The sequence below is a fragment of the Caproiciproducens faecalis genome (genome assembly GCF_019448085.1).
Classification (GTDB): Bacteria; Bacillota; Clostridia; order Oscillospirales; family Acutalibacteraceae; genus Caproiciproducens; species Caproiciproducens faecalis.
On sequence record NZ_JAGFNZ010000001.1, the window covers coordinates 180,439 to 194,331 of the forward strand.

Here is a 13,893-nt window from a genome sequence, read left to right on the forward strand (position 1 = left end):
GGTGCTCTTTTATTTCGCCATTGGTGGGGAGAACCCCGTGGGTAGAGTGTGCCAAGGGTCAGCTCTTGTACAGGTCCCCGCTGTTTTCCTTGTTTAGAGTACCGTCGAGTTCAATCATCAAAAATTTTGTCAATTCTTTAACAACAGGCCTGTGCCTCGTTCCTTTTGGGACAATAATCAATTCGCCTTCATCCACTTTTATCAATCCTTCATCGACTTCCAGGTGAAAACTCCCTTTGATAACATAAAATAATTCATCTGAATTCTCGTGAACATGGAAATCCAAAGTGCGATTTTCTACATTTACAACGCTGAGACTATGCCCGTTTAACCGACCGATTTTTTCGTATACATACAGTTTATCAACAGCATCTACCGCTGACTTGAGATTCACTTTTTCCAACATAATTACCCTCCATTTATAGATTACAGGGGTTACACTCCCATTGTATATAAACATTAAGCAAAGTTCAAGGAGTCCTTTTAACTGCGAATTACTTCTAAAAAGGGATGGATTTATCAAAATCCACCCCTTTAAAATTACAATGCCTTAAAAGATTGCTGTCTGTCTCCAGGAATCTCCGCTTGGCTTTACACCGTTTTTCACAATAAGCCGAACGGACGCATGGGCTTTGGTAATCAGTCTATTTTTATCGTCGTATACATCAAACATAATGTATGTCAGTCCCGGTGTTAAGCCGGTCACTTGATAATTGCCATTTTTTAACTTTGTAATCGTTACCATTCCCCGAGTGGAAGAGTAAACCTTAACAGTCGTATCTTTTGCATTTGTCATCTTGATACCAATTTCGTATTTACCCTTTACCGGCATGATGTAGCTTTTGGTGTCAAGCGTCAGCGAACGAACTGCATTCGGTAACAATACATAATCGGAGCAGTGGCTGATCTGTACGGTTACATTTCCATCCGCGTCTACGGTGTAGGCGTCTTTTCCGAGCGATTCGATTTGCTGGGTGGTTGGATTGTAGTAATAGAAGTAAAGCGTCTGCCCCGGTTTAAAACCTTTTTCCAGCGCGGAGAATTTTACACTGGCTACCGACGGCAGCAAACCGCTGTGGTCAAAGGAAAGCACCATGCCCTTGTTGGTCGGGGTAATCGCATTGACTTTCGGGACTTCCGTGGTAAGGTGCACGCTCATGGAAATATTGACGTCCGTCATAGGAATGGCGGATTTTGCCAGATCTTCCCCCTTGAACGTCCAACTGTAGGCGAGCTGCTGCGTATCGGCGTCTTTGATCTTTATGGTTACATCGGTCTGATTTACTTTTGCCGCCTCAAGAATTTCCTTGTTGGCATTGATAGTAACCGCGGCGTTTTCGACGGTGCCTTTTGCCACTTCGGACGGTACGGTGATGGTAAGATCAACGTCTTTTTTTGCAGTCAGCTGCTGCACGATTGCGTCCGTGGGTACATTTATCGTAACGGCTGCCTTTTTCGTTGTATCTACCGTGTTCCCGTTTGTGGAAGTTAAGGTGTTGTCCACGGTAACGCTTGGGACTCTTGTTTCAATACTGGTTGTGTCCCCGTTTGTACTGACGCTCTCCGGTCTTGTGGTTACGGTTGCGGTATTGCCTGTCGTATCAACTTTTGTCTCTGTCTTGTCGGTATTTACCGAGGAAGAAGTGCTGCCGGAGCTGTTTTTATCGGAACTCGTACTTTTCTTTTTCACGGTTACTTTAATTTCCGGGGCGCTCACGGAGCTGTCCAGAACATAACCGCTGTCGACATAGCCGCTGTCAAGCACGGCCTTAAATGTATAAGTGCCGGGAACATTCTGCTTATATGTGCTGCAAACCCAATCGGTAACGGCAATCCATAGGTTGGAAATTTCAGCTCCCATTGCTTTGATTTTTGCAGGAAGGTTCAGGGAAGCAAGCTTTGTACCGTAAGGTACCGTTTTCGTTGCATAATCCAACAGAAAGCCTGTGATTGTATGAGTCGGCGTGTCACCGCCGGTTGCTGCTTTTACGGTAACGCTGATTTCTGTTGTCAACTCCACATCGTTTGTATTGACAACTCCTGACGGAAGGACAACAGTTCCGGTTACCGTAAAGGTTTGTTCCGTTTTTTTGGATTTATCGTAGTCCGAACCTGCAACATCCCAATGTACTTCGGCGTCGACATCTCCGTCATCGGTGGTTAATACAACGGTTTCCGGCAACCCGAGGGCGGCTGCCGTCTTTGCCGTACCGTTGGTAATCCCTGTTATGGAGTCAGGATCAGCGATGCTCAGCAGTGTTTTGTCAATGGGGGACACAGCATCAACGGTAAACGCCGCCGCGGAAACAGCTGCCGAGCCATTGTAGCTTACAGCGATTACCACGCTTTGTGCTGAGTCTTTCTGTGCAATCGGTGTAAAGGCAAAGGTGATGGTCTGCGTTGACTCGTCCCACGAAAAATCGCTCAGAGGCAAGTTGGATGCCGTACTGCTGTCAACCTTGCAGGTCGCGGAAAAATCTGCTGCAGTCGGTGTAACCGAAGGCACTTTGTCAAGCGTTACAGTGATTGTTCCGTTTGTTGCCTCAACGCTGTCAACAGCTGCCGTTACCGGCAGCGCCGGCGTCGTAAACGTCTGATCCGCTCCGTTTGTGGTCCCTCCGGCACTCACTGCGACCACGCGGTAATGATAAGTGGTATTGGGCTGCAGATCTGAAAGAGAATAACTGACGGAAGTGGAGGACGTACCCGTCACCGGACTTTGCTTCGCTGTCACGCTGGTGCCGTAATCGGTTGTTTCTCCGTATTGAAATGTCACGGTGGTAGACGCGTTGTTTGCGTTTACGGTTCCGCTCAGCGTCGCGGCTGTGTAAGAAATATCACTTGCGGCGTCGGTTGTTACGGTCGGCTGGGCTGCCGGGGTGGTGAAGGTTTTGTCTTCTCCGTTGGAAGCACCGGATAAGTTTGTTCCCACAACACGGTAATGGTAGGTTGTATTGGGAGTCAGTCCCGAAAGAGAACAACTGACGAAGGTGGAAGACGTACCCGTGACCGAGCTTGGCGATGCCTCTATGGTGCGGCCGTAGCTGGCCGTTTCTCCGTATTGGAATGTCACGGTGGTCGACGCGTTGTTCGCGTTTATGGTTCCATTCAGCGTCGCAGCTGTGTAAGAAACAGCACTTGCGGCGCCGGTTGTCGCGGTCGGCGGGGCAATATAAGTAAACTGATCGGAACTGCTTGTTACGCTCGTGCCGCCTGCGGTAGTCACCGTAACGTGTACCGTGCCGGAACCGGCCGGAACGGTCGCGGTAATCTGGGTAGCCGAATTAATCGTATAGCCGGCTGCGTTGACCGTGCCGAATTTAACAGCAGTCGCGCCTGTCAATCCGGTTCCGGTGATGGCAACGCTGGTTCCGCCAGTGGCAGGGCCGCTTGTCGAGGAAAGCGATGTGACCGTCGGCGCGGCAATATAGGTAAACTGATCGGAACTGCTTGTTACGCTCGTGCCGCCCGCGGTAGTCACCGTAACGTCTGCCGTGCCGGAACCGGCCGGAGAGGTCGCGGTAATCTGGGTATCCGAATACACCGTAAAGGCGGTTGCGTTGGCAGCCCCAAATTTAACAGCACTCGCGTTTGTAAACCCGGTTCCGGTGATGGTAACGGTGGTTCCGCCAGCGGCAGGACCGCTTGTGGGGGAAATCGCTGTGACCGTCGGCGCGGCAATATAGGCAAACTGATCAGCGCTGCTTGTTGCGCTCGTGCCGCCTGCGGTAGTCACCGTAACGTCTACTGTGCCGAAACTGGCCGGAGAGGTCGCGGTAATCTGGGTGGACGAATTCACCGTAACGACGGTTGCGTCGGCAGTGCCGAATTTGACAGCGCTCTCGTCTGTAAAGCCGGTTCCGGTGATGGTAACGCTGGTTCCGCCGGAGGCAGGGCCGCTTGTTGGAGAAATCGCTGTGACCGTCGGCGCGGCAATATAGGTAAACTGATCGGAGCTGCCTGTAGCGCTCGTGCCGCCCGCGGCAGTCACCGTAACGTCTACTGTGCCGGAACCAGCCGGAGAGGTGGCGGTAATCTGGGTGGACGAATTCACCGTAACTCCGGTCGCGCTGGCAGTGCCGAATTTGACGGCACTCGCGTCTGTGAACCCGGTTCCGGTGATGGTAACGCTGGTTCCGCCAGCGGCAGGACCGCTTGTTGGAGAAATCGCTGTGACCGTCGGTTTAACAATATAGGCAAACTGATCGGAACTGCTTGTTACGCTCGTGCCGCCCGCGGTAGTCACTGTAACGTCTACTGTGCCGGAACCGGCCGGAGAGGTCGCGGTAATCTGAGTATCCGAATCCACCGTAAAGGCGGTTGCGTTGGCAGCCCCAAATTTAACAGCACTCGCGTTTGTGAACCCAGTTCCGGTGATGGCAACGGTGGTTCCGCCAGAGGCAGGACCACTTGTCGGGGAAATCGCTGTGACCGTTGGCGCAGCGACAAGATAGGTAAACTGAAAGCCTGTTGCGCTCGTACCGCCCGCGGCAGTCACCGTAACGTCTGCTGTGCCGGAACCGGCCGGAGAGGTCGCGGTAATCTGAGTATCCGAATTCACCGTAAAGGCGGTTGCGTTGGCAGCCCCGAATTTAACAGCACTCGCGTCTGTGAACCCGGTTCCGGTGATGGTAACGCTGGTTCCGCCAGCAACAGGACCACTTGTCGGGGAAATCGCTGTGACCGTTGGCGCCGTGTTTGCCTCGGTAACGGTAATTTGAATCGTCCGAGAAGCGCCACCATCTAAAATTAAAGTAAATAGATAAGTACCCGGAGTTGAAGCCTCAAACCCTATCGTTAGATCGCCGTCACTATCCATGGCGTGGTCATTATCACAGGGCATTGGGTAATGATCGTAACCTGAACCCCCTCCATCGAGAAACGCAGACGCGGCTGCGGGGTCCCCGCCGTTATAAGCAGTAAGAGATTTCATATAAAAGTTTGTCAATTCAAGGTCTTCACCTTCAAAAATGTCGGACAATAGCATGCCCCACTGTTCAATTGTTGTGATTTTGCCCTTAAAGTTTACCGCTGCCACAGTAATTGGTACGGTTATATCTACGGTGCTTGTTCCATCACTTACAGCTACTTTTACCGAAGTCGTTCCCGCCGCAACACCGGTCACAGTAACGGTCCCGCCGCTTAAGACCGCTGTGGCTACAGCAGAATCCGGAACAGCCGCAATGCCTGTTATGGACAAGGGATCATTGTCAGCATCCTGCGCAATATCAGCAGCGGTAAATTCTGCCGTACCGGTGCCGATTACCGACTGAGTAGGAACGGTACTCTTTGCTGTCGGCGCAATGTTGGGCGCCACAATATTAAGCTTACACGGAATATTATCTTCCATTGTATTTTGTACTTCAATACAATATGTTTTTCCATATTCAAGAAAAGCGGTAAAGGAGACATGCCCCATTTGATCATCATTTAGATCTTCCGCTATAATTGAACTATTTTCCCAAATACGGGCAAAAGTGCTCGAACCAAGATTGCTGGTGGCATCTGATGTTGAAATGATATAGGTGCCAGTCTGTAAAGGCGAAAATCTATAATAACTTGGAGCAACAACAGTCATTATTTCCGTGGTTCCTGAGTAAACCGAGGGAGCACTTTCCTTCTCCGTAGCTCCTTCAAGGGGTATCGCATAAGCTGGTAACGCCATCGAAGGAAACAATCCTATCAACATTGCCATGGTTAAGAATAATGCTATAAATTTTTTCATTTTTACGCCTCTTTCTCATTGGATTATGGTTTCATGTTTATTCTCTCAATATATTTTTGGCTGGTCTTATAAAAAGCTTTGTGAGAGAGTTTTTCTCATATTCTTTTCTATCTCCTATTTTAATATTTTTTTCGGCCAGTAGCACACACCTACGTCCAGTGAGCGGGGCTTGTCCAGATGAAAGTCGGAACATCGGCAGTACCAGCATTGCTGTATTCCATCCGGAGTATTGGATCTCGGCTCAAAAGCCGGACAGACTTGCCGTGGCCACACATTGCCCTCTGCATTAGGGGCAGAGAGGGGCGCGTCTTCCTGTCTGTGCCGTCGGTTATCCATCGTATCACGCTCCTTCAGACAGAAATATAGGGATAATATAAATGATTCATTATTGTCGGCCGGATGGTCGGCGTGGAGCAATCCGTGTATTGGATTTTACCAGAAAATACCATATAAAAATAAAAAAATGAGCCTTTGCACTTAAAAGACTCATTTTTACACTTAAAAACTTATATTCACTTAAAATTTGCTTTTGATTCAACGGATTTATCTGTTCTCACGCCAGCAGACGAACCCGAAAAATACCCTTTTCAATGGAATAGATTAGCTCGCCGTCATATTTCTTTGCAAAGGTGATGACGCTTTTGCTGCCTAAGCCGTGACCCTCTTCATGGGTGACGGGACAGCCGTTTTCGTCAAGGGCAGTATCCTCTGTACATGGATTGTCCATTTCTAAAAGCAGCCTTCCCACATAGCGGCAAATAAAATTGATATATAACGGTTTGCTGCCCGATTGTTTTAAGCACGCCACAATGGCATTTTCCAAAAGATTTGACGCCACCATGGAAAGCTCCAGCGAATCCACCGGAAGGTCGTTTGGAACATCCAGCTCAATCACTGTGGGAATGCCCGACTGCTCTGCAAGCTCTGCATAATGGCAGACAGCGGCATTGACAACAGGATTTTCACAATAAACCTTGCCAATCTTGGGTGCCGTCTGATCCTGTTTTTTCAGAAGGGCGACAGCCTCACGGCTTTCCCCTTTCTCCAAAAGCTCTAAAAGCATATTGTTGAAATGGCGGCGGTCATGGGCGGCAAGGCTGTTCTGCGCCGACACCTCCTCCATCAGTGTAAGCCGTTCTGCCATATTGCCGGCGGCTAATTGCAGATATTCCCGCTCCGCCTGCATTTTTTGATTCTCTTCTTTCACCTGATACTCTTGCTGAAGATATTTGATGGACAGAAAAATAGAGCAGTAGGCCGCAAGTCCGATAAAAATCACTAAAAGCAGCGGAACAGCCTGTTCGGTCAGGGTGACAACAATGTCATCCGAGGAAAGAACATAGTAATTAAATGTAATGTAAATGCCCAGCGCCACAGCGAAATACGCCGTCCAATGCTTCACTGCCTGCCGATACAGCGGGCGCACATAGCGCGACAGGACCAGCAGAAATGCGCCGAACAGGATCACGCGCAGCAGCGAGTTTGCGTAGACGGGAAACGGCAATTTCCTTGAGCCGATAAAGCTGAGGACAATCACGGCGTCGCTGATGTTCTGGACGGTGAGGTAGGAAAACAGCCACTGCATAAAAGTGTCTTTAAACAGCGGCCGCACAACGAAACACAGCACCGCAAACAAAACAATGTCAAGCTTTGAAAGCAGGGTCAGGTTCCCGCTGAGGTAACAGAAAATCGCCGTGCCCAAGTCGGCGGCGAGAACGCCGAGCATGGTCAGCCGTGTAATCTTTTTTGAGTACTTCGGCTGCAAAAGCGTCATCATCAGCAGGACATTGGCGGTGGTAGAGACCGCCGCCCGCACCAGGTCGGGAAGAAGCTGGATCATCGCTGTCCCTCCTTAGGCATCAGGTAGTTCATATAGGCATCCCGCACTGCGGGGTATTGCTTTGCCGCAATGGGGACCGTTTTGCCGCCGCACAGCGTAAAGCTGTCCTTGGCAAAACGCTCTACCCGCCGCATATTAATGAGGTACGAGGTGTGACATTGTAAAAAGTGAGCATCCTTTAAAACGGGCATGCTGTATTCCGCAAAACTTTCCCGAATGGTACGGCTGATGATCTCCTCGCCGTTTGTCAGGGTGAAGATGACAGCATGGCTGCGGTATTCGCAGCAAAGAATATCTGACAGCCTTAATACCCGAAGACCGTCAGTGGTTTTAATCGTAACGGTCTGCTCTTCGGACAAGTCTGTTTTCGAGATGGCAAAAGTGAGTGTGTCGAACAGCTGCTGTTTATCGATCGGCTTAATCAAATAGTTGACGGGGCTTGCGGCATAGGCCTGTAAAGCAAATTGAGGCTCGGCGGTGGCATAAATAATTTGAGCCTCGCGGTCAAGGCGGCGAATTTCTTTGCCAAGTTCAATGCCGCTGACCATGGGCATGACAATATCCATTATGTAAAGATGAAAGCTCTCGGTTCCAATGGCGGTCAGCAATTTGTCAGAGTGAGAAAATTTTTTTACCTCTGCTTCCAATGTGTGGGCAGCAAGGTACTCGGTTATGTATGCGCTGATAATTTCCAACTCTCTCGGCTTGTCGTCACAAATGGCGATTTGCAGCATTGTCGCACCTCCTGCAAAGCGGCATATCCGTCTTAATTTATGCAAGAACGAACGCCGTAAGCATTATCAATAGTCTTTGAAACCATTATATCATGTCGAAAGCTGCAAGTCTATCGTTCTATATATGCAGGCGGGATCAACTTACGATCGAACAGCAAGCAAGAGGCTGCCGCAAAACAGCTTATAGCTATTTTTCCCTCAAATAACCTTTCAGTATGAAATCAAAGCAACAAGAGATAATAGGAATAAAATAAGGAATTATTATGGAGGATATTTAATCTCATATGAAAAATAAAATAAAATGCAAAAAAATTTTATCCATATTACTTGTATTCATACTTGTTCTGCTTACTGCGTGCAGCAGTAAAAGCTCTCAGCAGTCTTCTGAAGCGGAGTCTTCTAAATCCGGTTCGGAGTCGGAAGAAGTTCCTTCAGATTTAACCGAGCTTGAAAATAATATTGAAATGATCGAGCAAACTCTGGATGGGCCGTCCATTCAGACAAAACCAATGCAGCAGGCCGGTCAAAGCACGCAGTCCGGCGAAGGTGCGCAGTCCGGAGATGATGCGCAGTCTGGCGGGGGTGCACAGTCTGGACAGAGCGATCAAAGCCAGCCAGGGAGTCAAAGCTCGCAGCAGGGGCAGGGACAGCAGCAGAGCCAGCCGTCAAGTTCTAGCCAACAAGATCCAATAGAAAAAATTCCTGCAATTGTAGATAAAATGCACTATCAATGGAATAATCTAATGCCTGTAGCGATTAAAAAAGGGGCCAATAACGATTTGGTAAATAATTTCGGCAATAGACTAAACGATCTGTCCAGCACGGTTGTCAGTAAGAATAAGATGAAAACGTTGATAGCTGCAAATCAACTTTATGTCTATATACCGGATTTATATTTGCTTTTCAAGTCAAAGCTCTCACCGGAGATAAAGCGGGTCCGGTATTATTCCAGAAGCGCCATTCTGAACGCGTCAAGTGCCAACTGGACTCAGGCCGATTCGGATATGAGCAGTCTAAAATCCGTCTGGGCCGTGTATAGAAATAGCTTAAGCAAAGATCAGCAGGATAACGCAACCAAACTTGACTTATCTATCAATGAACTTGAAAAGGTGATTAAAGAAAGAAAGCAGCCATTAATTGCTATAAAAGGGAAAGTTGAGTTTTCAAACATTCAAGCTTTGGAAAAGGCGACTCAAAAAGAGTCCGGAGGACAATCCGGCGGCCAGCAGTCCAGTGAAGAACAATCCGGCAGTTAGCAAATCACTGAGTGGGTCTTTGAGCTGGTTTTTGAATCAATAATGGGAGCAGGGACGTCGAAATACGTCCCTGCTCCCACTTTAGTCTATACCTAGTTTTTGGAATTTTGCTCAGAGAATGCCGAGCAGATGCCAGAAAGGAATACAGGCCCAGAACCCCAGAATATTCAAAGCCATGTAAATATAAGACAGCTTGCTGATTGCGGGGAAGGAAATGTTTTCTTCCCCGCCGCCGGCAGAATAGCCGATGAGAAACAGACCGTTTTGATAAATTACATTCCAGGTCAGGATGGATGTGAAGACAACCATAGCACAAACCCAGGGACTGATGCTCATTGCCTGAGCAAACGGGATCAGCAGAACCACAAATATGGTAATGCTGGAAACCTGGTCTACATAAATAAACCGTATCAGGTAAATGGCAATTGCTACTACTGTAATAAATATGAATGGATTTCCGGTGAACAGGCCGATGTATGGCGCTAACTGTTTGCTGATGTAGGTTTGGATTTTGAGTTCGTTAAGGACGCTGCCAAAACTAATCATACTTCCTACCATAAACAGCATATCCCAGGGGATTTTTGTTTTAAAATCAGAAACGTCAATTACATTGGTAATCAGGAATATGAGAAGGGCCAACACGGCAACAACGGTGCTGTCAACGTTAATGACTTTCTGTAATGCCCACAGGACAACGGCAATCAGAAACACCCCAAGAGTCAGTTTTTCATTCATGGTCATGGGGCCCATGCCGGCCAGTTCCTGATTCACATAGTCTTTAGAAAAGTGCTTTTCTTCTTTTGGCCGATACAGAACCCAAATACTAATCAGGCAGCCCACTGCGACCACAATTCCCCAGGGCAGCATGCTGATGAACCACTTAATCCAGCTGAATTGAGCCTGTGTTTGGGCCGGAAGTAAACCAAATGCTATGTAACCGAAAAAGTTCGCGCTGATAAAGCAAACACTCATCAGCATAAACCCTGTGACCACAGCAAGGAAGAGGCCGTGCATTCCGTTGCTCTTTTTCTCGTAGCCCATAGCCTCGCCTACGCTTTCAGCAATGGGGATTCCCATGCAAAGCTTGGCGGTTGCACTGGGAATAAAAGGATTGATGATGATTCCCGAGACAATCAGCCCCAGAACTTGTCCTTTGTAAGTAGGCGAAAACAGCTTCATGATGGAGTAAGCAAAACGTTTCATCAAACCGGTCTTGGTAAGCGCCAGACTCATGCCAAGCGCGGCCAGCATAAACCACCAGGTAGAACTGGAAAAACCGGAGTACGCATGAGTAAACGGGACAACCCCTGTCAGCGCGAACAGTGCGCACATCAGCATAGAAGTAATAAAAATACTGAAGACCTGAAAAATCCAATAGGTAATTGCCCAAAGAGTAATTCCAAGTGCGACCATTGCCGGATGGGTCAAACCTTTAGGAACTGGCAGGCAGACGAAAACAACGGCAATCACAATGCCCAGAACAGCGCCTAACACTCGCTTAGCATCTGTTTTTTTCAACATGAACACTCCCTCTATTTTAGCGTCTCAAGCTTATTAAATTTTCGGAAGGTATACTCCTTGATTTCTCAGAATTTCCTGCAGCTTAACAACGTCAATGTCGCGGGGCTGTTTGCCGGACTGAACCGCAAGATAAGCAGCGGCGCCGGAAGCTTCTCCTGTTGCTACGCTGTGCGGAATTAAATTCAGCCAGTTATGAGCGCGGACATCCGCACTCAGGCATCGTCCTGCCGCAAGAAGATTGTCCAGCTTTTCAGGAACCAGAGCTCTGAACGGAATGCTGAGGGCGGATTCACCGTCCGGTTTGTTAAAGCTGTGCATTGCCGGAGTGACAGCAACCGCATCTGAAAATGTCTTTCCCTGCTTTAAGTCGTCAAATGTAATTTGATATTGTCCTTTCAGTCTTCTGGAGTAGCGGCAGCCGACAATGGATGCAATATCCATCAGGTAACAGTCTTCAAAACCCGGCAGTTCTTTCCGCAAATAGCGGACAACATCTGGGATGGCCTTTTTAATCTTCATTTCCACATAGGTAAGGTCTTTAATCTTCATACTGTTTTTTTCCGGAATCCAGTTGTTTACCCACATGTTGTCGTTGCGGTTGGAGGGAATAGGCAGCAGTTTGTATCCCGCCACTTCATTTAAGCGCTGCAGCTTCTGGGCGCACTCTTCCGGAAATGCGACTTTGTAGGCTGCGTATTTTGCATAGTCTGTGTCGGCAAGGCGGAAACATTCCGCCATATTGGAATTACGGATCGTAGGATCTATGCTATTGTCAAACTCGGCGCCCGCGGAGGCAAAAATATCTCCTTCGCCGGTCGCGTCAATGACTACTTTGGCCAAAACGGCTTTTCGTCCTTCTTTACTTTCAAAAAAGACACCTTTCAGTTTTCCGTCGTCCATAAATGCTTTAGCCGCCCAGCAGTGGAAGTAAACGGTGACCTTTGCTTCTTCTACCATGTCGTTTAAGACGATTTTCATCAGCTCCGGGTCAATAAAAGTGGTATACATTACTTTGTTGTTCCACACGGCGCCAAAATAATTGGACCATTTTTTAACCAGTTCCGAATTGGTGCTGCCTGCTTCGCGATCCTTGGGTCCGAATACAGCGTCCGGGTATTTCCCAAGACGCGTCATCCATTCTTTTTGGATTCCCAAAACCTTGTCGCCGGTACCGTTGTCAAGATTTGGAATCATACAGACCTGACCGCCGGTAACAAGACCGCCCAAAAAACCGTATCTTTCCAGCAAAATTACTTTCGCACCGTTTCTTGCAGCCGAAATGGCAGCGGCGCTGCCTGCAGGACCACCTCCTACGACTAATACGTCAGCCTCGTCAAATACTGGAATTTGAGCCTGCGGCTCGAGTACTGTTTTCATAAAGTCAAACCTCCCCAAGCTATATTCTGTGAATGGATGAATATAGCTTATTTAAAATTTAGTTATTGTGTTCAAAATATATAAAATATCCTCATAATTATGGAACATTTTGTCCTATGTTCCTATTATATCATTGCAAATTTTGTTTTACTATGCTAAACTCTGAGAAAAGATTCAGTTTTGTATCCTATAAATAAAGGATAAGGTGAAAACAAGATGCCTGAATTTGTAAATAATGACCAAATTAAGCTCGAATTGTACGAATCACTGCAAAAAAAAGACATGATGGCAGAGCTTGCAAACCTGTCATCACGCTATTTAGGCAATCCTGTGTTCCTGATGGATGCGGATTGGAATGTTGTTGCTGTCAGTGAAAATGCACCGAAAAATGATCTTGTGCAACGCATTAAAAGCCGCGAAGGCACTTCTTTTATGGAATATGCGCGCTGTGTGACGGAAGCAATTGACAGCGTACGGCTTCAGCCGTATATTTTGGATTCTCCGGCCGCGGGGCAGCGGCGTATGATCGTGCGGGCTTATTGGGAAGGGTTTTATCAGGGACATCTTACAATTTTAGAAAAAAACCGGCTGCTGACGGAAGTGGATGAACCGCTTGCAATGATGATTGCACAGGTTTATGCTCTTGCACTCAGAATACAAAAGGCAAAGGCTTTTCCGCTGCCGGATCACGCCTGGACAAAGTTGCTGCAGGATCTTCTTACTCAAAAGCTGTCCAGACGCACGGAATATGAGTTGCGCCTTCAGGTTTCCACCACGTTGTATCTGCCCTCCAGAATGAAAATCTGCCGAATTGATTCGCGCAGTGGAAATATTACCGCAGACATGTATCAAAAAATAGTCGGATGCCTTGAATCCAGAAAAGATTATGTGGCAACGGCACGATATGATGGCAGTATTGCCTTGCTTGTAGATATCACCAAAGGAGACGGGCCGCTTTCTTCCGAAAAGGAGATTCTTGAGCTTGCATACAAAAATGCCGTATATTTTGGAATCAGCAGTGAATTCAACGATCTTTTCTATGTCCATCGCTATTTTGAAGGAGCGTCACGGGCTGTTTTGTTTGCAAAACGCTGGGGAATGCAAAATCCGGTTCAAAATTATGATGACTGTAAGCTTTATGACTTAATGACGGATGTCCATCCGCCAACCGGCAATCTGAAACAATATGTGGCGGATGCGATCCTTTCCATGATTGAGTATGATGAGAAAAATTCCACTCAGTTTTACCATACGATCAAAACATATTTTGATTGCAATCAAAACGTGTCACAAACAGCGGATAAGCTCTATATTCATAAAACAACCCTTACCTATCGTTTAAACCGCATGCAGATACTCTTCCACATTGATTGGAAGGATCCCTCTCAACTGCTTTTTTTGCAGGTTTCTATTTATATCATGGAAATTCAGCTGACATGA

Annotated in this window: 8 protein-coding genes; 2 read left to right on the forward strand and 6 right to left on the reverse strand. The window is 47.6% G+C overall.

Annotated features, from left to right (window positions below; translation table 11 throughout):
- Positions 1-58: 58 nt before the first annotated feature.
- The 4 genes from J5W02_RS00905 to J5W02_RS00920 form a co-directional block, all read right to left on the reverse strand.
- A complete protein-coding gene (locus J5W02_RS00905; RefSeq protein ID WP_219938566.1) occupies positions 59-406 on the reverse strand; it encodes a cupin domain-containing protein in 348 nt (115 codons plus the stop codon).
- 144 nt (positions 407-550) lie between these two features.
- Positions 551-5,350, reverse strand: coding sequence for a beta strand repeat-containing protein (locus tag J5W02_RS00910; protein WP_219938567.1), 4,800 nt, complete (start codon positions 5,348-5,350; stop codon positions 551-553).
- Between the two features lie 928 nt (positions 5,351-6,278).
- The gene (locus tag J5W02_RS00915; RefSeq protein ID WP_219938568.1) at positions 6,279-7,565 is read right to left on the reverse strand and encodes a sensor histidine kinase; all 1,287 of its coding nucleotides are present in this window, start codon (positions 7,563-7,565) and stop codon (positions 6,279-6,281) included.
- Positions 7,562-8,299 (reverse strand): LytR/AlgR family response regulator transcription factor, encoded by a 738-nt coding sequence (locus J5W02_RS00920; RefSeq protein ID WP_219938569.1) that lies wholly within the window; start codon positions 8,297-8,299, stop codon positions 7,562-7,564. The genes J5W02_RS00915 and J5W02_RS00920 overlap by 4 nt, the downstream gene beginning before the upstream one ends.
- Positions 8,300-8,583: 284 nt before the next feature.
- Between J5W02_RS00920 and J5W02_RS00925 the strand changes: the two genes are divergently transcribed.
- Positions 8,584-9,555 carry a hypothetical protein gene (locus J5W02_RS00925; protein ID WP_219938570.1) on the forward strand — a complete coding sequence of 324 codons (972 nt, stop codon included), beginning with the start codon at positions 8,584-8,586 and terminating at the stop codon, positions 9,553-9,555.
- A gap of 111 nt (positions 9,556-9,666) precedes the next feature.
- Here J5W02_RS00925 and J5W02_RS00930 read toward each other — a convergent pair whose 3' ends face one another.
- Together J5W02_RS00930 and J5W02_RS00935 are read right to left on the reverse strand one after the other, a co-directional pair.
- Entirely contained in the window at positions 9,667-11,076 is a 1,410-nt protein-coding gene (locus J5W02_RS00930) for an SLC13 family permease (protein ID WP_219938571.1), read from the reverse strand.
- A gap of 33 nt (positions 11,077-11,109) precedes the next feature.
- Entirely contained in the window at positions 11,110-12,453 is a 1,344-nt protein-coding gene (locus J5W02_RS00935; RefSeq protein WP_219938572.1) for an FAD-dependent oxidoreductase, read from the reverse strand.
- A gap of 216 nt (positions 12,454-12,669) precedes the next feature.
- On the opposite strand from J5W02_RS00935, the gene J5W02_RS00940 reads away from it, so the two are divergent.
- Positions 12,670-13,893 carry a PucR family transcriptional regulator gene (locus J5W02_RS00940; protein WP_219938573.1) on the forward strand — a complete coding sequence of 408 codons (1,224 nt, stop codon included), beginning with the start codon at positions 12,670-12,672 and terminating at the stop codon, positions 13,891-13,893.

Excerpts from the sequence above, each read along its gene's own strand:
- J5W02_RS00930 (WP_219938571.1), bottom strand. The coding sequence starts at position 11,076 with ATGTTGAAAAAAACAGATGCTAAGCGAGTGTTAGGCGCTGTTCTGGGC.
- J5W02_RS00935 (WP_219938572.1), bottom strand. The coding sequence starts at position 12,453 with ATGAAAACAGTACTCGAGCCGCAGGCTCAAATTCCAGTATTTGACGAG.
- J5W02_RS00915 (WP_219938568.1), bottom strand. The coding sequence starts at position 7,565 with ATGATCCAGCTTCTTCCCGACCTGGTGCGGGCGGCGGTCTCTACCACC.
- J5W02_RS00940 (WP_219938573.1), top strand. The coding sequence starts at position 12,670 with ATGCCTGAATTTGTAAATAATGACCAAATTAAGCTCGAATTGTACGAA.
- J5W02_RS00910 (WP_219938567.1), bottom strand. The coding sequence starts at position 5,350 with ATGGAAGATAATATTCCGTGTAAGCTTAATATTGTGGCGCCCAACATT.
- J5W02_RS00925 (WP_219938570.1), top strand. The coding sequence starts at position 8,584 with ATGAAAAATAAAATAAAATGCAAAAAAATTTTATCCATATTACTTGTA.
- J5W02_RS00905 (WP_219938566.1), bottom strand. The coding sequence starts at position 406 with ATGTTGGAAAAAGTGAATCTCAAGTCAGCGGTAGATGCTGTTGATAAA.
- J5W02_RS00920 (WP_219938569.1), bottom strand. The coding sequence starts at position 8,299 with ATGCTGCAAATCGCCATTTGTGACGACAAGCCGAGAGAGTTGGAAATT.